At 71.8% G+C, this 21957-nt stretch carries 18 protein-coding genes; 10 read left to right on the top strand and 8 right to left on the bottom strand.

The annotated features are described in order from the left end of the window. Positions 1-55: 55 nt before the first annotated feature. On the top strand, positions 56-2113 hold the full coding sequence (locus tag ACULK4_RS02610; protein ID WP_445964904.1) for a cell wall-binding repeat-containing protein: 2058 nt from the start codon (positions 56-58) through the stop codon (positions 2111-2113). 51 nt (positions 2114-2164) lie between these two features. On the opposite strand, the gene ACULK4_RS02605 is transcribed toward ACULK4_RS02610, so the two are convergent. From ACULK4_RS02605 to ACULK4_RS02595, 3 genes are all read right to left on the bottom strand, one after another. Further along, entirely contained in the window at positions 2165-3187 is a 1023-nt protein-coding gene (locus ACULK4_RS02605; protein WP_445964903.1) for a sugar phosphate isomerase/epimerase family protein, read from the bottom strand. A 62-nt stretch (positions 3188-3249) separates the two neighbouring features. Next, positions 3250-4443: a Gfo/Idh/MocA family protein gene (locus ACULK4_RS02600; protein ID WP_445964902.1), complete on the bottom strand. Its 1194-nt coding sequence runs from the start codon at positions 4441-4443 to the stop codon at positions 3250-3252. 75 nt (positions 4444-4518) lie between these two features. Beyond that, the gene (locus tag ACULK4_RS02595) at positions 4519-5565 is read right to left on the bottom strand and encodes a substrate-binding domain-containing protein (RefSeq protein ID WP_445964901.1); all 1047 of its coding nucleotides are present in this window, start codon (positions 5563-5565) and stop codon (positions 4519-4521) included. Positions 5566-5861: 296 nt separating this feature from the next. On the opposite strand from ACULK4_RS02595, the gene ACULK4_RS02590 reads away from it, so the two are divergent. From ACULK4_RS02590 to ACULK4_RS02570, 5 genes are all read left to right on the top strand, one after another. Further along, entirely contained in the window at positions 5862-7346 is a 1485-nt protein-coding gene (locus tag ACULK4_RS02590) for a sugar ABC transporter ATP-binding protein (protein WP_445964900.1), read from the top strand. Continuing rightward, positions 7343-8395 carry an ABC transporter permease gene (locus tag ACULK4_RS02585; RefSeq protein ID WP_445964899.1) on the top strand — a complete coding sequence of 351 codons (1053 nt, stop codon included), beginning with the start codon at positions 7343-7345 and terminating at the stop codon, positions 8393-8395. The genes ACULK4_RS02590 and ACULK4_RS02585 overlap by 4 nt, the downstream gene beginning before the upstream one ends. Before the next feature lie 78 nt (positions 8396-8473). Next, positions 8474-9709, top strand: coding sequence for an ROK family transcriptional regulator (locus tag ACULK4_RS02580; RefSeq protein ID WP_445964898.1), 1236 nt, complete (start codon positions 8474-8476; stop codon positions 9707-9709). A gap of 91 nt (positions 9710-9800) precedes the next feature. Continuing rightward, positions 9801-10478: a YqaJ viral recombinase family protein gene (locus ACULK4_RS02575; RefSeq protein ID WP_445965189.1), complete on the top strand. Its 678-nt coding sequence runs from the start codon at positions 9801-9803 to the stop codon at positions 10476-10478. Further along, positions 10475-11257, top strand: coding sequence for an alpha/beta fold hydrolase (locus ACULK4_RS02570; RefSeq protein WP_445964897.1), 783 nt, complete (start codon positions 10475-10477; stop codon positions 11255-11257). Before ACULK4_RS02575 ends, ACULK4_RS02570 begins: the two co-directional genes overlap by 4 nt. Here the strand turns inward: ACULK4_RS02570 and ACULK4_RS02565 are convergent. After that, on the bottom strand, positions 11244-11981 hold the full coding sequence (locus ACULK4_RS02565) for a Pr6Pr family membrane protein (RefSeq protein ID WP_445964896.1): 738 nt from the start codon (positions 11979-11981) through the stop codon (positions 11244-11246). The two genes, ACULK4_RS02570 and ACULK4_RS02565, sit on opposite strands and share 14 nt — an antisense overlap. Before the next feature lie 82 nt (positions 11982-12063). Between ACULK4_RS02565 and ACULK4_RS02560 the strand changes: the two genes are divergently transcribed. Further along, positions 12064-13038 (top strand): NADP-dependent oxidoreductase, encoded by a 975-nt coding sequence (locus tag ACULK4_RS02560; protein WP_445964895.1) that lies wholly within the window; start codon positions 12064-12066, stop codon positions 13036-13038. A gap of 144 nt (positions 13039-13182) precedes the next feature. Further along, the gene (locus ACULK4_RS02555) at positions 13183-14568 is read left to right on the top strand and encodes a cryptochrome/photolyase family protein (RefSeq protein ID WP_445964894.1); all 1386 of its coding nucleotides are present in this window, start codon (positions 13183-13185) and stop codon (positions 14566-14568) included. Here ACULK4_RS02555 and ACULK4_RS02550 read toward each other — a convergent pair. After that, positions 14552-15187, bottom strand: coding sequence for a GNAT family N-acetyltransferase (locus ACULK4_RS02550; protein ID WP_445964893.1), 636 nt, complete (start codon positions 15185-15187; stop codon positions 14552-14554). The two genes, ACULK4_RS02555 and ACULK4_RS02550, sit on opposite strands and share 17 nt — an antisense overlap. Positions 15188-15234: 47 nt before the next feature. On the opposite strand from ACULK4_RS02550, the gene ACULK4_RS02545 reads away from it, so the two are divergent. Beyond that, on the top strand, positions 15235-16605 hold the full coding sequence (locus ACULK4_RS02545; protein WP_445964892.1) for an ATP-binding protein: 1371 nt from the start codon (positions 15235-15237) through the stop codon (positions 16603-16605). Between the two features lie 20 nt (positions 16606-16625). Here ACULK4_RS02545 and ACULK4_RS02540 read toward each other — a convergent pair whose 3' ends face one another. The 3 genes from ACULK4_RS02540 to aceA form a co-directional block, all read right to left on the bottom strand. Beyond that, on the bottom strand, positions 16626-17138 hold the full coding sequence (locus ACULK4_RS02540) for a DUF421 domain-containing protein (protein ID WP_445964891.1): 513 nt from the start codon (positions 17136-17138) through the stop codon (positions 16626-16628). 181 nt (positions 17139-17319) lie between these two features. Then, on the bottom strand, positions 17320-18987 hold the full coding sequence (gene aceB, locus ACULK4_RS02535) for a malate synthase A (protein WP_445964890.1): 1668 nt from the start codon (positions 18985-18987) through the stop codon (positions 17320-17322). A 35-nt stretch (positions 18988-19022) separates the two neighbouring features. Further along, a complete protein-coding gene (aceA, locus tag ACULK4_RS02530; protein WP_445964889.1) occupies positions 19023-20345 on the bottom strand; it encodes an isocitrate lyase in 1323 nt (440 codons plus the stop codon). Between the two features lie 362 nt (positions 20346-20707). Here aceA and ACULK4_RS02525 point away from each other — a divergent pair, with 362 nt between their 5' ends. Next, positions 20708-21889, top strand: coding sequence for an ABC transporter ATP-binding protein (locus tag ACULK4_RS02525; RefSeq protein WP_445964888.1), 1182 nt, complete (start codon positions 20708-20710; stop codon positions 21887-21889). Positions 21890-21957 lie beyond the last annotated feature (68 nt).

Genomic DNA, 21957 nt, shown 5'->3' with positions numbered 1-21957 from the left:
GACTGCCCCTCCTCGCGCCCGCACCGTAGCGTTCTAGTGCGTGGAGGTGCACCCTATGACGAAGCGCTGGTTCGCAGGCGTCGCGGCACTCGCCGTGGTGCTCGCAGGGTTCGCGGGCCAGCCCGCCGCCGCGGCCCCGACGCCCGCACCCGAGCCTCCGGCCTCGTCGCGCGCCGAGCCTCCCGGCCGGCCCGACGACCCTCCCGTCGACAAGTCGCCGCCGAAGAACCCGAGCGACGTGCTCGAAGGACAGGATGCCCCGACCACTCGCGACCGCTCCCTCGAGGCCGGCATCCAGGCCGCCCCGATCGAGAACCGGGTCGTCGGCACGGTCCTCGCGGCCGGGGGTGCCGACGTGGTCGGCGCATCGACGCTGACGACGGTCGGGTCGGTCACCGACCGCGCGGCCGAGCGCGGCGGCGGCGCGGACCGGTACCTCACCGCGGTCGCGCTCAGCGCCGCGCACTTCGCGCCCGGAACCACCGACGTTTGGCTCGCCAGCGGCGAGAACTTCCCGGACGGCCTCGCCGCGTCGGCGATCGCCGGCGACCGGGGCGGCCCCGTCCTCCTCACCCGCGGGGCGGCGCTGCCCGAGGCGGTCGCGGCGGAGCTCGCCAGGCTCGCGCCCGCGAACGTCTGGATCGCCGGCGGGACCGGCGTGGTCTCCGAGCAGGTCGCCGCGGACGTCGCGGCGGCGGTCCCCTCGGCAGTCGTGGAACGCATCGCCGGCCCCGACCGCTACGGCACGGCGGCGAACCTGTCCGCCGAGTTCTTCGACTCGGCGCCCGCCGCGTTCGTCGTCAACGGGCTGAACTTCCCCGACGCCCTGGGCGCCGGTCCCGCTGCCGCCATGGAGGACGCACCGTCCCTGCTGGTGTCCGCCACCGCCGTGCCCTCCGCGACGGCGAACGAACTCGCGCGCCTCCGACCGCCGGTCGTCTACATCGTCGGCGGAACGGGCGTCGTGAGCGACACGGTGGCCTCGCGCATCCGCTCGATCACGGGCGGCTCGGTCGTCCGCGTCTCGGGTCCGGATCGGTACGCCACCGCCGCCGCCGTCGCCGACCGCTTCTTCACGCCCACCACGCCGAGCGTGGTCCTCGCATCCGGCCTGGCCTTCCCCGACGGGCTGAGCGCGGGCGCCGTGGCCGGGGCGTCCGACAGCCCGCTCCTCCTGGTGGACTCCGGCAGCACGCCGCCCCGCGCGACGCTCGACGCAGCGCGCCGCGTGTCCTGGTGGCTGCCCGACGAGGGGCGGGTCCTGCGCTACACCGTGGTCGTGCATCCGGACGACGACCTCTCGGTCTGGTCGCTCATCGGCGAGCCCGACCCGCGTCGCTACGACGTGATCATCGTGCTCACGACGGGCGAGTCGAGCAGCTACTGCAACGGCCGCTACATCACGAACGAGTGGGCGTCGCAGCAGTACCTGCCCCAGCCCCAACCGACGGGCGTGCAGTACTCCGAGCGGTGCACCAAGCACCGGATGGACAGCTGGCGGGTCTTCATGGACGGCACCGAGCTCGGCCCGGTCGGGCAATGGGAGCGGCTCACGAGCGGACCGGCCCAGTTCGACGGACGCGAGGTCCCGATCCCGCAGCGCCGCTCGCCCACGGGCGAGGTGGAGCCGGCCGACTACTTCGACCTCAGCGTCGGCAAGGACCGGGCGTTCGTGTCGTTCGACATGGGCCCGCTCGTGCCCGACGAGGTGCTCTGGGCGATCCAGACCACCCGGGGACTCGTCGACCGCTTCCCGACGCAGCTCGAGGGCGACATCATCGGCGCCGGGTTCTACAACGACACCGACGAGGGCTACCCCAACCTGCAGCCCGACCACGTCGCGATGTACCAGACACTCGGCGGGAACGACCTCGGCCTGCCCGGCAGCCAGTATTCCGCGGTCGGCCACAGCCAATCGGCGAGGGCGTTCGGCGCGACGGTCCCGGACTACTGCGGTCTCATGTGCCACCCCGCGGCGTTCCGTCCGTTCCAGGGCGGCATGGGCCACTTCCAGTGGTCGTTCGGATGGCTCGCCAGCGGGTACTGGGTGCCCGGCGCGGTCGACGCGCACGCGGGATTCTCGCGCTACCAGTCGTTCGCGAAGTGGTACTGATCCCCGCGCGGGATCGGATGCGCACGACCGGCGCCGTGCGCATCCGCCGCCCTACTGGTTCGAGAACGCGGCGTCGAACGACGCGGTCGGGCGCGGCCAGATGAGCGAGCGCACGAACTCGAGCGCCTGCGGGCCGCCGTGCAGCCGGTCCATGCCGGCGTCCTCCCACTCGACCGAGATCGGGCCGGTGTAGCCGATCGCGTCGAGCGCGCGGAACGCGTCCTCCCACGGCACGTCGCCGTGCCCGGTCGAGACGAAGTCCCAGCCGCGGCGCGGGTCGCCCCATGGCAGGTGCGAGCCGAGGATGCCGCTCCGGCTGTTCGCGGTCCGGATGCGCGTGTCCTTGCAGTCGACGTGGTAGATCCGGTCCTGGAAGTCCCAGATGAAGCCGACCGGGTCGACGCCCTGCCACATCATGTGGCTCGGGTCCCAGTTGAAGCCGAACGCCTCGCGGCGGCCGATCGCCTCGAGCGTGCGCACGCTGGTCCAGTGGTCGTACGCGATCTCGGACGGGTGCACCTCGTGCGCGAACCGCACGCCCTCGTCGTCGAAGACGTCGAGGATCGGGTTCCAGCGGTTCGCGAAGTCCTCGTACCCGGCGTCGATGACGGATGCCGGCACCGGCGGGAACATCGCGACGTACTGCCAGATCTTCGAGCCCGTGAAGCCGACGACCGTGTCCACGCCGAGCTTGCGGGCCACCCGCGCGGTGCGCTCGAGGTCCTCCGCGGCGCGCCGCCGAACGCCCTCGGCGTCGCCGTCGCCCCACGTGTAGGGGCGCACGATCGCCTGGTGGCGGAAGTCGATCGGGTCGTCGCACACGGCCTGGCCGGTGAGATGGTTCGAGATCGCGTACACCTTCAGGTCGTAGCGCTTCAGGAGCTCCAGCTTCTCCTTCAGGTAGCCCGGCTCCTCGTCGGCGAGCTTCGTGTCGAGGTGGTCGCCGCCGACGCCGATCTCGAGGCCGTCGTAGCCCCATTCGGATGCCAGTCGCGCGACCTCCTCGAACGGCAGGTCGGCCCACTGGCCGGTGAAGAGGGTGACGGGGTGCGTCGTGGCGGGCGTGTCGGTCATGCTCGGATCCTTTCGTGGGGGTCGGACATCGTGGGAGGTCGCTGGGCGAACGGTGGGACGGCTCAGTCGGCCCCGCCGGCGACCTCCACCCAGGCGCCGTCGCCCTCGGAGCTGTGCTCGACCGCGTCCAGGACGCGCTGCACGTGCAGCCCGTCGGCGAACGACGGTCGGGGCGCCTCGCCGGTGGCGATGGCCTCGACGAAGTCCCTCGCCTGGTGGGCGAAGCCGTGCTCGTAGCCGAGCATGTGCCCGGCGGGCCACCAGGCCGAGACCCACGGGTGCTCGGGCTCGGTGACGATGATCTTCTTGAAGCCCTGCTCGCCGGCCGGCTCGGTCGCGTCGTACAGCTCGAGGGAGTTGAGGTCCTCGAGGTCGAACGCGATCGCGCCGAGCGATCCCGACACCTCGACGCGGAGCGCGTTCTTGCGGCCCGTGGCCATGCGCGAGGCCTCGAACGTGCCGAGCGCACCGGATTCGAACCGCCCTCGGAACAGGGCCACGTCGTCGACCGTCACCTCCCCGTATTCCGCCGGAGGCGCATCCGACGCGGCCGCCGCGATGCCTCCCGACGACGATCCGGCGATCGGCCGCTGCCGCACGAAGGTCGCGAGCACGCCGGACACCCTGCCGAGCCGGAGCCCGGTCATGTACTCCGCCAGGTCGACCGCATGCGCGCCGATGTCGCCGAGCGCGCCGGATCCCGCGCGGTCCTTCTGCAGCCGCCAGGTCATGGGGCTCGCCGGATCGACGAGCCAGTCCTGCAGGTACGACGCGCGCACCTGGCGCACGTCCCCGATCCGCCCCTCGGCGATGAGCTGCCGCGCGAAGGCCGTCGCCGGCACCCGCCGATACGTGAACCCGAGCATCGAGCGGATGCCGCGGGCGGCGGCCGCCTCGGCGACGCGCGTCATGGTCTCGGCCTCTGCCGACGAGTTGGCCAACGGCTTCTCGCAGAGCACGTGCTTGCCCGCCTCGAGGGCGGCGATCGCGATCTCGGCATGGGTGTCGCCGGGAGTCACGATGTCGACGACGTCGATGTCGTCTCGCTCGACGACCTCCCGCCAGTCGACCGACGACTCGCGCCATCCCCACTTCTCGGCCGAGGCCGCGACGCCCGCGGGGTTGCGGCCGACGAGGACGTCCATCGAGGGCAGGAGCGGGAGGTCGAAGAACCTCGGGGCGACGCGCCATCCCTGCGAGTGGGCGGCTCCCATGAAGCCGTTGCCCACCATCGCGACGCGAAGACGTTCACGCATGCGGATCGATTCCGCCTTTCAGGTGTAGGGAATGACGGCTGGGCGCCCTCTCGGGCGCCCAGCCGGTGGATCAGATCAGGACTCGAACGCGAAGTCGATGTACTCGTCGACGTTCTCGGCCGTCACGACCGGAGCGTCGAGGACGATCCGGTAGGGAACGCCCGGCGTGTACAGGTCGCTCATGGTCTTGCCCTGCGCGATCAGGCGGGCCAGCGCGATGCCGTCGGCCGCCTGGGTCGAGGGGTAGATGACCGTCGCCTCGAGGACCGTGTCACCGGACTCGATCGCGCGCATCGCGTTGGCGCTGCCAGCGCCGCCGACCATGAAGAACTCGTCGCGACCCGCGGCGTCGATGGCCGCCATCACGCCGACACCCTGGTCGTCGTCGTGGTTCCAGATCGCGTCGATCTCGGGCGCGGCCGAGAGCAGCTGCGACGTGACGGCCTCGCCGCCCTGGATGGTGAAGTCCGCCGCGACGCGGTTGGCGACCTCGAGGCCGCACTCGGACAGCGCGTCGGCGAAGCCGCGCGAACGGTCCTGCGTGAGCGGCAGCGAGTCGATGCCCGCGATCTCGGCGACCACGGCGTCGTCCTGGTCGCCCAGGCGCTCGCAGATGTAGCTTCCGGCCGAGACGCCCATGCCGTAGTTGTCGCCGAGGATCGTCGCGCGGGCCGCGGCCGGGGTCGAGAACTCGCGGTCGACGTTGATCACCGGGATCCCCGCCTCCATCGCCTTGGTCGCCGCCTCGGTCAGTGCCGCACCGTCGGTGGGCAGCAGCACGATGGCGTCGACGCCGTCGTTGACGAAGGTCTCGACCTGGCTGATCTGCAGGTTGGCGTCGTTCGTGCCCTCGGCGACGCGCAGCTCGACGTCGTCGTAGGAATCGGCCGCGGCGATCGCGGCCGAGTTGATCGCGCCGAGCCAGCCGTGGTCGGCCGCCGGGCCGGAGAAGCCGATGACGACCGTCTCGCCCGATTCGGCGTTCTCCTCGGCGGAGTTCTGGTTCTGGGTGACGGTCGATTCGGAGCCGCCGGCGGTGCAGCCGGCCAGCAGGCCGGCGACCGCGAGGGATGCCCCCGCCATGACCAGGCGGCGGGCGCGGGAAGTGCGCGTGACACTCATTTGTGTTTGTCCTCTCATCGGATGTGACGCAGCGCCACCAGGTGGACTTCGACCACCCGGGTGCCTCACACCCGCGACGAGTCCACGTTGACGTGCGGCGAGCGTAACAGAAGATCGCGGCGCGTGCGCAACTTATGTTTAGCATCTGGCAAAAGTGCATGGCCCCAGAACGCGGGCCACATGCGCACCTCTCGGGCGCGCCGGCGGCAGAATCGCACCAAGACCTTTGCGTCACTGCAAGTTGCAGTTATGATGTGCAAGTGATCAAAGACGACCATTCTCCGGCATTACTCCGAATGAGCGGCATCTCCAAGGCCTTCTCGGGCGTCCAGGCGCTCAAGGCCGTCGACCTCGAGATCGTCGCGGGCGAGGTGCACTGCATCCTCGGTCAGAACGGTGCGGGCAAGTCCACCCTGATCAAGACGCTCGCGGGCGTGCACACTCCCGACGCCGGCACCATCCGCTGGAACGGCGAGGAGGTGACCCTCTCGACGCCCCAGGACGCCATCGACATCGGCATCGCGACGATGTACCAGGAACTCGACGTCGTCGACGGCCTCACGGTGACCGAGAACATCTTCCTCGGGCACGAACTCGCCGTCGGCGGGTTCCTCCGTTCGGGCGAAGCCAACGCACGGGCCCGGGCGCTCCTGGACCGGCTCGGGCACGGCGACCTCTCCCCCACGCGCGAGGTCGGATCGCTCAGCGCGGCGAACAAGCAGATCGTCAGCATGGCGCGGGCGCTCTCGCACGACACGAAGCTCATCATCATGGACGAGCCCTCCGCCGTGCTCGACAGCGAGGAGGTCAAGAACCTCTTCCGCGTGGTGCGAGAGCTCACTGCGGCGGGCATCGCCGTCGTCTACATCACGCACCGGCTCGAGGAGATCCGCGAGATCGGTGACCGCATCTCGGTGCTGAAGGACGGACGCAGCACCGCCAACGGGCTGCCCGTCGGGGACACCCCGACCCCCGAGCTCATCCGCCTCATGACCGGCCGCTCCGTCGCGAACGTCTTCCCCCCGGCGGAGCCGGTCCCCGACGAGGCGGAGGTCCTGCTCGACGTGCGCGACCTCTCGCTGGACGGCGTCTTCGAGGACGTCAGCTTCACGGTGCGCGCCGGCGAGATCGTCGGCCTCGCCGGACTCGTCGGCTCCGGGCGCTCGGAGATCCTGGAGACCGTGTACGGCGCCCGGCGCGCCAGTTCCGGCTCGGTCCGCGTGAAGGGGCGAGCCCTCAAGCGCGGCTCGGTCCGCGACGCGGTGCGCTCCGGCGTCGGCCTCTCCCCGGAGGAGCGCAAGAGCCAGGGCCTCCTGCTCGACGAGCCCATCTACCAGAACGTCACCCTCTCCTCGTTCGCCCGCTACGCACGCGCGGGGTTCGTCAACGAGAAGGCGGAACGCCGCGTCGCCGCCGAGCAGATCACCGCGCTGCAGCTGCGGCCCGCCGATCCCGACCGTCCGGCGCGCACGCTCTCGGGCGGCAACCAGCAGAAGATCCTGCTCGCCCGGTGGCTCGTCAACCGGACATCGGTGCTCCTGCTCGACGAGCCCACGCGCGGCGTCGACGTCGGAGCCCGGGCCGAGATCTACGCGCTCATCCGCCGGCTCGCCGCCAACGGCGACGCCGTCGTCATCGTCTCCAGCGAGATCGAGGAGGTCCTCGGCCTCGCCGACACCGTCCTCGTCGTCGCGGACGGCCGCGTGCTCAGCACCGTGCAGGCAGATCAGATCGACGAGCACCGCGTGCTCGACCTCATCATGGAAGGAACCGCCGCGTGAGCGAGCAGCAGCAGACCATCACCCCCGCCGAGCCCGCCCCGGCGGGCGAGGCCCCGGCTCCCGCCGCACGACGCTTCGACGCGCGTTCGCTGCTCAGCGGCTCGGTGGGCCGGAACCTCGGCCTCATCCTCGCGCTCGGAGCGCTGTTCGCGGTCGGCGCCATCACCGCGGGCGACCGGTTCACCAACATCGACAACATCTTCGTCATCCTGCGCCTCGCCTCGATCATCGGCGTCATCTCGATCGGCATGACCTTCGTGATCATCGGCGGCGGCATCGACCTCTCGGTCGGCTCGGTCATGGGCCTGGCATCCGTGGTCGCGACCCTCTCGGCGGTGCAGGCCGCCGCGGAGAGCTCGACCTGGGTGGTCATGGTGTTCGCCGCGCTCGCCGTCGGCCTCGCCGCAGGCTTCATCAACGGCTTCGTGATCGCCTACGGCAAGGTGGTGGCGTTCATGGCGACCCTCGCGATGCTCGTGGCGGCGCGAGGCCTCGCGGAGATCCTGGCGAACCGGCAGACGCAGGTCGTCCGCGTGCCGGAGTTCCAGCAGTTCATGAACCTCGACCTGCTCGGCGTCGACATGCTCATCTGGATCTTCGTCCTGGTCGCCGGCGCCGGGTGGATCCTGCTCAACCGCACCACGTTCGGCCGCCGCACGATCGCCGTGGGCGGCAACCGCGAGGCCGCTCGCCTCGCGGGCGTCGCGGTCCGCCGGCACACCATGTACCTCTACGCCCTCGCCGGCCTCACAGCGGGCATCGCCGCGATCATGATCCTCGGCCGCACCACGGCGGGCACCTCGACCCACGGCACGCTGTACGAGCTCGACGCGATCGCGGCGGTCGTCGTCGGCGGCACCCTCCTCGCGGGCGGTCGCGGCACGATCACCGGCACCGTGTTCGGCGTCCTGATCTTCGCGACGCTCACGAACGTGTTCACGCAGAACAACCTCTCGACCTCGGTGCAGGCCGTGGCGAAGGGCGTGATCATCGTGGTCGCGGTGCTGCTCCAGCAGCGCTTCTCGGGCCAGAACACGCGATCGCACTGACCGTGCCGGACGGAGCCGCCGCGGAGTTCACATGCATTCCCATGAGAGTTCCGCCGCCGCATATGGGAGAATTGGCATATGAGTGACAGAAGTGCGGGCGAGTCGCGACCCCACGTGAACGCGCTGGGTTCGACCGCGATGAGCGATCTGTTCCAGATCCTCCGCGACGGCCAGCCGCGCACGCGCAGCGAGCTGGCCGCGATCACCGGTCTCGCCCGCACGACCGTCGCCATGCGCATCGACGCGCTCACCGACCTCGGCCTGGTCGGGCCCGTGGGCGAAGCCGCCTCGACCGGCGGTCGCCCCTCCTCGCTCTTCGCCATCACCGCGAGCGACCGCTTCGTGATCGGCGTCGACATCGGCGCCTCGCACGTCCGAGCCGCCCTGAGCGACATCACGGGCCGCGTCCTCGAGGAGACCAACTCGACGATCGCGGTCGCCGAGGGTCCGCGCATCGTGCTCGACGCCGCGATCGCCGCCGCACGCGAGCTGATCGAGCGGGCCGGCCGACGCGTCGAGGACCTGCTCGCGATCGGCGTCGGCGTGCCGGGCCCGGTCGAGTTCAGCACCGGTCGTCCGATCAATCCCCCGATCATGCCGGGATGGGACCGCTTCGACATCGCCGGCTGGATCCGTCAGGAGATCGACGTCCCCGTGCTCGTCGACAACGACGTGAACATCATGGCCCTCGGCGAGCGCGAGCGCGCCTGGCCCGACGTCGACCACCTGCTGTTCGTCAAGATCGCGACGGGCATCGGCGCGGGCGTCATCTCGGGCGGCTTCCTGCAGCGCGGGGCCCAGGGCACCGCGGGCGACATCGGCCACGTCTACGTCTCGCGCGGCGCCGAGATCGCGTGCAGCTGCGGCAACTTCGGCTGCCTCGAGGCGCTCGCCTCGGGCAGCGCGATCGCCCGCGCACTCACCGCTGCCGGCATCCCCGCCAAGAACTCGCGCGACGTCGTCGACCTCGTGAAGAACGGCAACGTCAACGCCATCCAGGCGGTCCGCCAGGCCGGCCGCGACGTCGGCGAGGTCCTCACGACCTGCGTGAGCCTGATGAATCCGTCGGTGATCGTGCTCGGCGGGGCGATGGCCGAGGCCGGCGAGCACCTCATCGCCGGCGTGCGCGAGGTCGTCTACCGGCGGTCGATGCCGCTCGCGACCGAGGCGCTGCACATCACGCTCTCCCAGACCGGCGCCGATGCCGCGGTGCTCGGCGCGACGATGCTCGCCATCCACCACTCCCTCTCGCCCGCGAACATCGAGGCGATGATCGCGCAGTCCTCCGCCGGAGCGTTGCGCGCGGTCAAGTAGTCCGGCGCGCGCGCCCGCCGACGACGGCGGCCGGGGGTACCGTGGTGGAGTGACCCAGCCGTTCGCCCTCTTCGACCTCGAGGGCGGTGAGATGCGCGCAGCGTCCCTCGTGCCGCAGCGGCATCCGCACGAGCAGCGCGTGGTCGCCGATTCGAGCGACCGGGTGGCGTGGCTGCGGGCCCGCTCGCGCGGCGTGACGGCGACGGATGCCGCGAAGCTCGCGTCCGCGGCATCCGTGACGGCGGCGGCGAACGAGAAGCTGTACGGCACGCGCGGCCGCGGATTCGGCGGCAGCCGGTACACCGACCACGGCCGTGAGCGCGAGCCGGTGATCGCCGAGTGGGCGCGGCGCGAGCATGGGCTCGCGCCGTCGCGGCTGCTGTTCCACGCCGAGGCCGAGCGACGGCACCTGGCGACGCCGGACGGCCTGGGGGTCGGGTCGAACGGCGCGCTCGAGCTGTGCGAGATCAAGACGACGTCGAAGGCCTGGCGCGGCATCCCGCGAAGCTACCTGCGGCAGGTGTGGTGGCAGCAGTACGTGCTCGGCGCCGAGCGCACGCTCGTGGTCTGGGAGCAGCACGACGGGTTCGTTCCGGTCGGCGAGCCGCAGTGCCGGTGGGTCGACCGCGACGAGAGCCAGGTCGCGATGCTCGTGCGCCTCGCGAACCTGCTGCTCGAGGCGATCCGGCCGCAGCCCGGTGCGCCGGAGCCGGGTGGCTACCGCGAGTCGCCCGACCGGGCCTTCTACCGCCCGGGGCCGCTGGCGTGAGCTTCGTGCTCCTGCACGGGCTCGGCGCCGACCGCAGCCAGCCCCTCGGACTGTTCGGTCCGGTGCTCGACTCGCCCGGGCTCGCGATCGCGGCGGTGGCGGCACCCGACGTCCGGGCGCATGGCGCGTCGACCGTCGTCGGCGAGCCGGCGGACTTCGCCCTCGACCGGCTCGCCGACGAGGTCGCGTCCGAAGCGCGAGCGACGCTTGCGACGGGTCGCACCGCGCGCCGGCTCACGCTCGTCGGCATCTCGATGGGTGCGGCCCTCGCGCTGCGGATCTGCCTGCGCGGACTGCTCCCGGTCGACCGCGCCGTGTTCGTGCGACCCGCGTTCGACGACCGGTCGCTTCCGCCGAACCTGCGCCCGTTCCCGGTGATCGGCGAGCTGCTCCACGAGTCCGGGCCGGTCGACGGCGCCGAGCGGTTCCGTCGCACCGAGCCGTACCTCCGCGTGGCGCGCGAGTCACCGATGGGCGGGCGGGGGCTGCTCGCGCAGTTCACGGCGACGGATGCCGCGGCGCGCGCGGTCCGCCTTGTCGAGATCCCGCGCAACCGCGCGTTCGCGGCCGAGGCCGAGCTCGCCGAACTCGCGCCCCGCGGCATCCGTTCGCTCGTCGTCGGCGCCCCCCGCGACCCGGTGCATCCGTTCGCCCTCGCCGAGCGCTGGGCCGGCGCACTCGGGTCGCCGCTCGAGCGGGTGCCGGCGCGCGACGACGGCCAGCCGGCGCAGACGGCCGCGATGCGCGACGTCGTCGGGCGGTGGCTCAGCGGGTCGTGACCCGGTCGGCGGGGTCGGAGGGATCGGCCCGGTCGAGCGGCTCGGCGGGTTCGGCCCGTTCGGCCCGGTCGCGCCCCCGCTCGGGCAGCGGTGCGATCTCGTGCGGCCACGGCGTGCGGCTCAGTGCGAGGATCCCTGCACCGACCAGCAGGATGAACGAGGCGATCGCGATGACGTACACGGCGACGCCGCCGTAGCCCGCCTCCTGCGCGGGGTCCAGGAACGGGTACGGGTACCAGCCGACGATCGGCCCGCGGATCAGCGTGTACGCGACCCAGGCGAGCGGGAACAGCACGATGGCCCAGAGGCGCGGCCATGGGATGGGGTGTCGCCCGGGTGCGAGCACCCAGTCGAGCACGACGTACAGCGGTGCCCACACGTGCAGGATCTCGTTCGACCACGGCACGGTCGTGGCCTGGTCGAGCGAGATCTCGCGCAGCAGCAGGTTGTAGACGACGAACGTGGTGGCCATGTAGGTGACCGCGCACGCGCGGACGAGGTTGAACCAGCCGGGGTCGTCACGGCGCGTGAACGCGATCCATGCGCCGACGAGCATGAGCAGCGCGGTCAGGGCGTTCGAGAGGATGGTGAAGAAGCTGAAGAAGTTCACGACGAACGCCGCGCGGTCCGGCACCATGCTCCAGCTGACGACGAACTGGCCGGCGATCGCCACGATCACGGCCGTCGCCGCCACCAGCCTCAGCACACCGAACAGTGCGCGCATGCGATCCCCTCTCGACGGGTCACGTGGTCGCAGCCTAATCTGCCCGAGAGGGATCCGGGCACGGCACGGGGAAGGCGGGCGGATGGCGGAGACGATGCGGGCGCTGGTCATCGACGAGGCCGGCGAGGGCTCGACCCTCCGGCTGGGCGAGGTGCCGCGGCCGGACCGCGTGCTCGACGAGGTGATCGTCCGGGTGATCGCCGCCGGCGTGAACCCCATCGACCGCAAGACCAAGCTGGGGAAGGGCGTCGCGGCGGCCATCGCGTCCTTCCCCGCGGTGCTCGGCTTCGACTTCGCGGGCATCGTCGAGGAGGTGCCCTACGCGGCGCACCCGCTGCGGCCCGGCGACCGCGTGTACGGCATGGCTCGCGTGCCGCGACTGCCCGGCAGCTACGCCGAGTACGTCAGCGTCTCGTCGCTGAGCGTCGCGCCGATGCCGCTCGCCGCGAGCTTCGTCGAGGCCGCCGCAGTGCCGTGCGCGGCACTCACCGCGTGGGGCGCCGTGGTCGACGTGGCCCGCGCGCACGACGGCCAGCGGATGCTCATCCACGCCGGATCTGGCGGCGTCGGCCACGTCGCGGTGCAGCTCGCGAGCTACTTCGGCGCCCACGTCACGGCGACCGGTTCGCCCCGCAACGCCGAGTTCCTCGCATCGCTCGGTGCGGCCCGGGTCGTCGACTACACGTCGGAGCGCTTCGAGGAGGTCGTCGGCGAGCAGGACGTCGTGATCGACCTGATCGGCAACGTCGCGGATGACACGGGCTCGCGTTCGCTCGACGTGCTGCGACGCGGCGGACTCATCGTCAACGTGCCCACGAAGTCGTGGCCGACGATGGCCGAGGAGGCGGAGGCCCGCGGCATCCGCGCCACCGGCTACGTCGTCTCGCCCGACGCGCGCACCCTGACGGTGCTCTCGCGGCTGATCGACGACGGCGCGCTGCGCGTGCACGTCGACGGCGAGTTCCCGCTCGCCGAGGGCGAGGAGGCGCACCGCCGGCTCGGCGAGGGGCACGTGCGGGGCAAGCTCGTGCTGCGCGTCGCCCCCGACCCGGCCTGACCCGACCCCATCACGCGTCCGGTTCACAGGAGATCCCACGATGCGCAGGACCGCTCCGCACCTCCGGTCCGGCAGATCGTGGGATCTCCTGTGAACCGGCGGAGAGCGCGACGTGCCGACGGACGCCTCGGCTAGCGTCGAGCCATGAGCGCCGCGCCGTCGATCGTCTGGTTCCGCGACGACCTCAGGCTGGCCGACCACCCCGCCCTGCACGCGGCCGTCGAGCGCGGCGAGCCGATCGTGGCCGTGTACGTGCTCGACGAGGAGTCGCCCGGCATCCGCCCGCTCGGGGGCGCCGCGAGGTGGTGGCTCCACCACTCGCTCGACTCGCTCGCCGCCGACCTGCGCGGGCTCGGCGTGAAGCTCGTCCTGCGGCGCGGAGCGGCCGGCCGCGTCATCCGCTCGCTCGTCGACGAGACCGGCGCGGGCGCCGTGTTCTGGAACCGCCGCTACGGCGGCGTCGAGCGCGAGGTCGACACCGACCTGAAGTCGTCGTTGACCGACGCGGGGCTCGAGGTCCGAAGCTTCGACGGGTCGCTGCTGTTCGAACCGTGGACGATCCGCACCGGTTCCGGCACGCCGTTCTCGGTGTTCACGCCGTTCTGGAAGGCGTGCCTCGCGGCGCCCGAGCCGCGGCATCCGCTGCCCGCTCCATCGACCGGCGACCTCGACGGGTACGGCGGGCCGGACGGGCGCGGCGGGCCGGCGAGCGACGACCTCGGCGACTGGGCGCTGCTGCCGACCGCCCCCGACTGGGCCGGCGGCCTGCGCGAGACATGGCAGCCCGGCGAGACCGCCGCGCACGCGCGGCTCCGCGCATTCCTCGCCGACGACCTCGGCGACTACGCGACCGGCCGCGACCGCCTCGACCGCCAGGTCACGAGCCGCCTCTCGCCGCGGCTGCGCTGGGGAGAGCTCAGCCCGCACCAGGTGTGGCACGCGACCCGCGAGCGCGCCGCCGGCACGGAGGGCGCGCGCAAGTTCCTCTCCGAGGTCGGCTGGCGCGAGTTCGCGTGGCACGTGCTCTTCCACTTCCCGGAGCTCGCGACCAGGAGCTGGCGCAGCGAGTTCGACGCGTTCCCGTGGCCGCGCCTGCGCCCGTCGGCGCTCACCGCGTGGGAGCGCGGCCGCACGGGCGTGCCCGTCGTGGATGCCGCGATGCGCGAGCTCTGGCACACGGGCGTCATGCACAACCGCGCCCGCATGATCACCGCGTCGTTCCTCACCAAGAACCTGCTCATCGACTGGCGCCGCGGCGAGCAGTGGTTCTGGGACACGCTGGTCGACGCCGACCACGCCTCGAACCCGTTCGGATGGCAGTGGGTCGCCGGGTCCGGGGCGGACGCCGCGCCCTACTTCCGCGTCTTCAACCCCGAGCTGCAGCGCGAGAAGTTCGACCCCGACGGGCGGTACGTCGGCCGCTGGGTGCCCGAGTACGGCACCGACGATTACCCCGAGCCGATCGTCGACCTCAAGGCGACGCGCGACGCGGCCCTGGGCGCCTACGAGAAGGTCAAGGCAGCACGTTGAGCGGGCCCGTCGCCGACGACGCGTCCTCCGCCAATGGGCGCTCGAGCACGTAGTCGTGCTCGAGCCGGTCGCCCACCCGGAACCGCTTGGTGCCGACGACCTCGAAGCCGTGCTTCTCGTAGAAGCGGATGGCCCGCCGGTTCTCCTGGTTCACGCCGAGCCAGACGACGGATGCCCCGGCGCGGGCCGCGGCGTCGAGCGTGGCCTCCATGAGCGCACCGGCGACTCCGGCGCCGTGCACCGCCGGGTGCACGTACATCTTGCTGAGCTCGATCGCCGGCCGGGCCGTCACCGACGCCGCGGCATCCGCATCGGCCGGCACGCCGCCCTCGGTCGACACCAGCATCGACCACCCGATCAGGCGCCCGGTCGCGGCGATCTCCTCCGATGCGGCGAGCGCGACGCCCGCGGGCGAGTCGTCGGGAAGGGCGACGAACAGCGTGCGGTCGGCGCCGGCGAGGTGGTCCGCGAACCGGAGCTCGGTGAGGTGCGTGGCGATGAAGTCCGCGATGGACTCGGCCGTGGTCGACGGCGGGCAGGCGAGCGGGAACGTCACGGCCGCGAGCCGCGCGAGCGACTCGGCGTCGGCGGGCGTTGCGAGGCGGGTGACGACGTTCACGGTTGCGACGCTACCGGCACGCGCGCGCGAATGGCAGGATCGGCCCCATGGAGTCAGAAGCGTCTCGCGTCACGGCCCGTTCCGACGACGGCCGCTCGTTCACGGTGTCCGGCACCGACCTGCCCTTCGCCGTCGGCGCGCTCGTCGTCGCCGACGACGGCTCGGCACGCCAGCTCGGCCTCATCGAGCACCGCGACGACGACCGCGGCCAGCTCCGCGGCCGCCTCATCGGCGTGATCGACGACGGCGGGCTCGACACCCGTTCGAGTGCCGCGTTCGCCACGGCGTCCCTGACCGCCGTCGATGCGGCATCCGTCGACCTGCTGCACGCGGCGACCGGCGCCGCCCTCGAGATCGGCACCGACCTCACGCCCCCCGGACGCGCCGCGAAGCTCCTGCCGCACCGGTTCAACCGGCACACGTTCTGGTGCGGGCAGTCCGGCTCGGGCAAGACGTACGCGCTCGGCGTGGTGCTCGAGCAGCTCGTCGCGCACACCGCGCTGCCGCTCGTCGTGTTCGACCCGAACTCGGACTTCGTGCGTCTGGGTGACCTGCGCGACGGCGTCTCCGGACCAACGGTCGACGCACTGCGGGAGCGCGACATCCGCGTGCTCCGCCCGAACGACGATGGCGCCCCGCTGCGCGCCCGGTTCCTGACCATGCCGATGGCCTCGAAGGCCGCCGTGCTGCAGCTCGACCCCGTCGCCGACCGCGACGAGTACAACGCGCTCGTGCACCTGCGCGACGTGCTGCAGACCACCGACCTGCACCAGATCGTCTCGACGCTCTCCGCCTCGCCCGAGCCCGCGCACCAGCGCCTGCTGCTCCGGCTGGAGAACCTCGGCGTGCTCGGCTGGGAGGTCTGGGCGGGTGCGAAGCAGGCCGCGACCGAGGTCATCGACGAGCGACCGGATGCCACGGTGCTCGACCTCGGCGGATTCTCGACCCCCGAGCAGCAGCTCGTGGTCGCGCTCGCGGTGCTCGACGAGCTGTGGGAGCGTCGCGAGGAGCGCCGGCCCGTACTGCTCGTGATCGACGAGGCCCACAACCTCTGCTCGCCGCAACTCGAGGCGCCCGTGGCCGTTGCGGTCCGTGAGCGGCTCGTGCAGATCGCCGCCGAGGGCCGCAAGTTCGGCCTGTGGCTGCTGCTCTCGACGCAGCGACCGTCGAAGGTGCACCCGGGGATCATCTCGCAGTGCGACAACCTCGCGCTCATGAAGATGAGCTCGCCGGTCGACCTCGAGGGCCTCGCCACGTACTTCGGGTACGCGCCGACGGGGCTCATCGCCCGCTCCCCGTGGTTTCGGCAGGGCGAGGCGCTCTTCGCCGGCGGCTTCGTCCCTGCGCCGATGCTCGTGAAGATGAACCAGCGGCTCACGCCCGAGGGCGGCGTCGACGTGTCGGTCCCGATGCGCTGACGCGACGAATCCGGAGCCGCTCAGGTCGTCGGGCGCAGGTCGCCGAGCGCGGATCCGTCACCGATTCGGGACCGAGCGATCACGCTGACCGTGCCGTTCGTCTCGAGCACGACCGCGGCGACCTCAGTGAGCCCGCCGCTGCCGCTGCAGCGGATCGCCTGCAGGACCTCCGACTCGGCGAGCCGGTTGCGCTCCAGCGCGTCCCGATCGATCTCGCCGTTCCACACGACCAGCGTGGGCTCAGCGGCGACGGCGCTGCGCAGCCGTTCCGAGCGCGACGATGCGAAGGCGATGACGAACTGGAGGGCGGCGAGCAGGGCCAGTGCGACGATCCCCTCGACGAACGACACGTCGGACGACAGCAGGATCGTCGCGAGCGTCGACCCCAGCGCGACGGTCACGATGAAGTCGAACGCGTTCAGCTGGCTGAGGGTGCGCTTGCCCGACAGCCGGAGCACGACCACGAGCGTCGCGTATGCCGCGGTTCCCACCAGCACCACCCGGGCGGTCTCCGCCCACGAATCGAACCACACGACCTGCTCCCTCCGCCGCCTTCGTACCCGGCACGCTACGCGGTCGGACGGCGGGCGGCATGGGGTGGTCGATCCACCCCCGGGTCCGTATCCTCCGCACCGGCACGACGAAGCGGATGCCGCGGGGGCAGGGCCCCGCGGCATCCGCTCGCCGTGTCGTGCCGGTGCGGCCGGCGCCGGTTCAGAGGAACCGGGCGTACGCCCCCACCGTCAGGAACGTGGGGAACTCGGGCTCGAGCGCGACCGACCGGAACACCGAGATCGCGTCGTCGAACCGGTCGCCCTCGAACCGGGGCAGGTCGGCCACGGCGGCCGCCATGATCCGCACGATCGACGTCTGGTCGATGCGCGTGCCCTCGGCGGCGACCGTGTTGTCGTGCAGCCACTGCCACACCTGCGATCGCGAGATCTCCGCGGTCGCGGCGTCCTCCATCAGGTTGTCGATCGCCGCGGCGCCGGTCCCGCGGAGCCACGACTCGATGTACCGGATGCAGATCGAGATGTTGTCGTACACGCCGGCCTCGGTGACCTCGCCGCCGACCGACGGGATGTCGAGCAGCTGCGCCGCCGTCACCTGCACGTCGTCGCGGAGCCGGTCGACCTGGTTGGGCCGCTCGCCGAGGACCGCGTCGAACTCGGCGCGCGCCGTCGGGATCAGGTCGGGGTGCGCGACCCAGGTGCCGTCGAAGCCGTCGGTCGCCTCGCGGCGCTTGTCGGCCGACACCGCGGCGAGCGCGCGCTCGGTGACCTCGGGGTCGCGACGGTTCGGGATGAACGCGCTCATGCCGCCGATCGCGTGCGCGCCCCGCTTGTGGCAGGTCTGCACGAGCAGCTCGGTGTACGCCCGCATGAACGGCACCGTCATGGTGATCGACTTGCGGTCGGGCATGACCCACCGACGGCCACGCGAGCGGAACGTCTTCACGATCGAGAAGATGTAGTCCCAGCGGCCGGCGTTGAGGCCGGCGCAGTGATCGCGCAGCTCGTACAGGATCTCGTCCATCTGGAACGCGGCCTGGATCGTCTCGATGAGCACGGTCGCGCGGATGGTGCCCTGCGGGATGCCGAGCTCGTGCTGCGCGAAGACGAAGATGTCGTTCCAGAGCTTGGCCTCGCGGTGCGACTCGAGCTTCGGCAGGTAGAAGTACGGGCCGCGGCCCTGCTCGATGAGCCTGCGGGCGTTGTGGAAGAAGTACAGCCCGAAGTCCACCAGCGAGCCCGACGCGTGCATGGCGCGACCGGCGCGGTCGTGGAACCGCAGGTGCTTCTCGACGAGGTGCCACCCGCGGGGGCGGAACACGATCGTCGGCGTCTCCGTCGCGGTGACGCGGTACTCCTTGCCCTCGGGGCTGGTGTACTCGAGGTCGCCGCGGAGGAAATCGAACAGCGACAGCTGGCCTTCGACGACGTTCGCCCAGGTCGGGCTCGTGGCGTCCTCGTGGTCGGCGAGCCACACCTTCGCACCGGAGTTCAGCGCGTTGATCGCCATCTTCCGGTCGGTCGGGCCGGTGATCTCGACGCGGCGGTCCTCGAGGCCTGGGCCGGCGCCCGCGACACGCCAGGTCGCGTCGTTGCGGATCCACTCGGTCTCCGGGAGGAACTTCGGGTCGCGGCCGTTGGCGGCGTCGACGCGGGTCTGCAGGCGCTCGGCCAGCAGCTCGTGCCGGGTGCCGGCGAACCGGTCGTGCAGCTTCGCCAGGAACGCGAGCGCCTCGGGCGTGAGGATCTCGTCGTACCGCTCGCCGTAGGGCGCGGTGACCTCGAGGTGCGGCTGCACCGTCTGGAAGGCGGGTGCCGTGCGCGCCGGCTTCGGCTCGTGCGTGGTCGGTCGGTCGATCGTGATGGTCATGGTCTCGTCTCCTTCGCGGGCGTGACGCCTGTCGATCAGTGCTGGAACTGCTCTTCCTCGGTCGATCCGACGAGGGCGAGGGTCGCGCTGTTCGGGTTCAGCGCCGTGGCGATCTGGTCGAAGTAGCCGGTGCCGACCTCGCGCTGGTGGCGCGTGGCGGTGTAGCCGTCGGCCTCGGAGGCGAATTCGGCCTCCTGCAGCTCGACGTACGCGGACATGGCGCGCTCGTTGTAGTCCTTCGCGAGCGTGAACATGCCGTGGTTCAGGGAGTGGAAGCCCGCCAGGGTGATGAACTGGAACGCGTACCCCATGGCTGCGAGCTCGCGCTGGAACTTCGCGATCTGGTCGTCGTCGAGGTGGCGCTTCCAGTTGAACGACGGCGAGCAGTTGTAGCTGAGGCGCTTGCCGGGGAACTTCGCGTGCACGGCCTCGGCGAAGCGGCGGGCGAGCTCGAGGTCGGGCTCGGCCGACTCGACCCACAGCAGGTCGGCGTACTCCGCGTACGCGAGGCCGCGCGCGATGACCGGCTCGATGCCGTTCTGCACGTGGTAGAAGCCCTCGGCGGTGCGCTCGCCCGTGACGAACGGCTGGTCGCGCTCGTCGTGGTCGCTGGTCAGCAGGGTCGCGGCGAGCGCGTCGGTGCGGGCGATGATGATCGACGGCACGCCCGCGACATCCGCCGCCATGCGGGCCGCGTTGATGGTGCGGATGTGCTGGCCGGTGGGCACGAGCACCTTGCCGCCCATGTGGCCGCACTTCTTCTCGCTCGCGAGCTGGTCCTCCCAGTGCACGCCGGCCGCGCCCGCTTCGATCATCTGGTGCATGAGCTCGTAGGCGTTGAGCGGGCCGCCGAAGCCGGCCTCGGCGTCGGCGACGATCGGCGCCATCCAGTCGCGGTCGTCGGCGCCCTGCTCGACCTGGCCGGCGCGCAGCAGCGCGTTGTTGATGCGGCGCACGACGGCCGGCACCGAGTTGGCCGGGTAGAGCGACTGGTCGGGGTAGGTCTGGCCCGAGAGGTTCGCGTCGGCCGCGACCTGCCAGCCCGACAGGTAGATGGCCTTGAGGCCCGCGCGGACCTGCTGCACGGCCTGGTTGCCGGTGAGGGCGCCGAGCGCGGCCGACCACTCGGGGTCCTCCATGCGCTCGAAGGCGGTGCCGGTGTTCTTCTGGATGTTCTCCCAGAGCTTCTCGGCTCCGCGGCGGGCGAGCGTGCGCTCCTCGCGGACGGGGCCGCGGAGGGCGATGACGTCCTCGGCGGTGTAGTCGCGCTTGACGCCCTCCCAGCGGGGGTCGGCGTCCCACTCGAGCTGGAGCTCGGCCGCGGTCTGGGTCTGGTCTCCGGGGCGGTTGGTGCTCATCGTGGTGCTCCTTCGGTGCAGCGGTGCGGATGTCTCGGTGTGTCCGTCCGGCGTCTCCTCCGACGTCGTCCGGGGGTCTGTGTCATCCACTCTGCGGGCGCCGCACCCACCCCGACCGACGATCCGGGGGGTGAACTTTCCGGGTTCTTCCGCGCCGCGGAACATCCCGGCTCCGGCGGCGTACACGTCGCGGCGCGGCGGCGGGTTTCGGCCGCGTGACGGTTCGCCGGACGGAGTGTCGCACCGCGACGAACCGGGCGATGGTTCGTCCGGTTGTCCACCCGGCCATTGCACAACTGTGCAACAAGGGGGTTGAATGGCCGGACGCGACGACGCGAAGGCGAACCGGGAGGTGCCCACAGGTGACAGCGGCGACCGAGGAGACGACCTCCTCTGCGACAGGCGAGCGCGACGCGCGGGCGGGCTCGGTCGAGCTCGACCGGGTGACGAAGCGATACGGCGAGGCGATCGCCGTCGACGGGATGTCCCTCACGATCGAGCCGGGCGAGTTCATCTCGCTGCTCGGGCCGTCGGGCTGCGGGAAGACCACCACGCTGCGCATGATCGCCGGCTTCGAGCAGCCCGACGAGGGAGACATCCGCATCTCCGGACGATCCGTCCTGGGCGCTCCCCCGTACCGCCGCGACGTCAACACCGTGTTCCAGGCGTACGCGCTCTTCCCGCACATGTCGGTCGCGGAGAACGTCGCGTACGGCCTGCAGCAGCGCCGCACCCCGAAGTCCGAGGTGCGCCAGCGGGCCTCGGACGCGCTCGACCTCGTGCAGATGCGCCGCTTCGCCGACCGCAAGCCGACCCAGCTGTCCGGCGGCCAGCAGCAGCGCGTCGCGCTCGCCAGGGCCCTCGTCAACCGCCCCGCCGTGCTCCTGCTCGACGAGCCGCTGGGTGCGCTCGACCGGCAGCTGCGCGAGGAGATGCAACTCGAGCTCAAGCTGCTGCAGTCGCGGCTCGGCATCACGTTCGTGTTCGTCACGCACGACCAGGGCGAGGCGCTGTCGATGAGCGACCGCATCGCGATCATGCGCGACGGGCGCATCGAGCAGCTCGCCGACGCCGACACGATCTACGCGCAGCCCGCATCCGCGTACGTGGCTGCGTTCGTGGGTCAGCAGAACTTCTTCCGCGGCGTGGCGGCCGATCGCGGCGGCGCGGTGGACTCGGCGCACGGGCTCATCCGCGGCATCCGCTCGGAGGCTGCCGCCGCGCTCGTCGACGGTGCGCCGGCGCAGGCGGCCGTGCGCCCCGAGTTCGTCTCGATCGAAGCGGATGCCGCGGGCGGCGCGCCCGCCGCGCCGAACTCGGTGCACGGCGAACTGCTCGGCGTCTCGCACCTCGGCGAGACCATGCAGTACCTCGTCCGCCTCGGCGACGACCAGAGCCTGATCGTGCGCCGCCCGACGCCCGAGGCCCCCGACCTCGCGGCCGGCGCGCGCGTCCGCTGCTCGTGGACCCCCGGGAGCGTCCAGATCTTCCCCGCCGACGACGCCGCCGTCGCGGGCGGCTACGTGCCCCCGCCCACCCACTGACCGCAACCGGTCCTGCCGGACGCCGACCCGCAGACACCCCACCCCCGACGCACCCCGACACCTCGATC

Source organism: Agromyces selenitireducens (assembly GCF_052748465.2).
This window is presented reverse-complemented; position numbering and strand designations above follow the sequence as displayed.

Bases quoted from the DNA above. Each gene is read 5' to 3' on its own strand.
- ACULK4_RS02560 (WP_445964895.1), top strand. From the start codon at position 12,064: ATGGCGGAGACGATGCGGGCGCTGGTCATCGACGAGGCCGGCGAGGGC.
- ACULK4_RS02580 (WP_445964898.1), top strand. From the start codon at position 8,474: ATGAGTGACAGAAGTGCGGGCGAGTCGCGACCCCACGTGAACGCGCTG.
- aceA (WP_445964889.1), bottom strand. From the start codon at position 20,345: ATGAGCACCAACCGCCCCGGAGACCAGACCCAGACCGCGGCCGAGCTC.
- ACULK4_RS02555 (WP_445964894.1), top strand. From the start codon at position 13,183: ATGAGCGCCGCGCCGTCGATCGTCTGGTTCCGCGACGACCTCAGGCTG.
- ACULK4_RS02545 (WP_445964892.1), top strand. From the start codon at position 15,235: ATGGAGTCAGAAGCGTCTCGCGTCACGGCCCGTTCCGACGACGGCCGC.
- ACULK4_RS02595 (WP_445964901.1), bottom strand. From the start codon at position 5,565: ATGAGTGTCACGCGCACTTCCCGCGCCCGCCGCCTGGTCATGGCGGGG.
- ACULK4_RS02565 (WP_445964896.1), bottom strand. From the start codon at position 11,981: ATGCGCGCACTGTTCGGTGTGCTGAGGCTGGTGGCGGCGACGGCCGTG.
- ACULK4_RS02610 (WP_445964904.1), top strand. From the start codon at position 56: ATGACGAAGCGCTGGTTCGCAGGCGTCGCGGCACTCGCCGTGGTGCTC.
- ACULK4_RS02590 (WP_445964900.1), top strand. From the start codon at position 5,862: ATGAGCGGCATCTCCAAGGCCTTCTCGGGCGTCCAGGCGCTCAAGGCC.
- ACULK4_RS02605 (WP_445964903.1), bottom strand. From the start codon at position 3,187: ATGACCGACACGCCCGCCACGACGCACCCCGTCACCCTCTTCACCGGC.
- ACULK4_RS02600 (WP_445964902.1), bottom strand. From the start codon at position 4,443: ATGCGTGAACGTCTTCGCGTCGCGATGGTGGGCAACGGCTTCATGGGA.
- aceB (WP_445964890.1), bottom strand. From the start codon at position 18,987: ATGACCATCACGATCGACCGACCGACCACGCACGAGCCGAAGCCGGCG.
- ACULK4_RS02575 (WP_445965189.1), top strand. From the start codon at position 9,801: ATGCGCGCAGCGTCCCTCGTGCCGCAGCGGCATCCGCACGAGCAGCGC.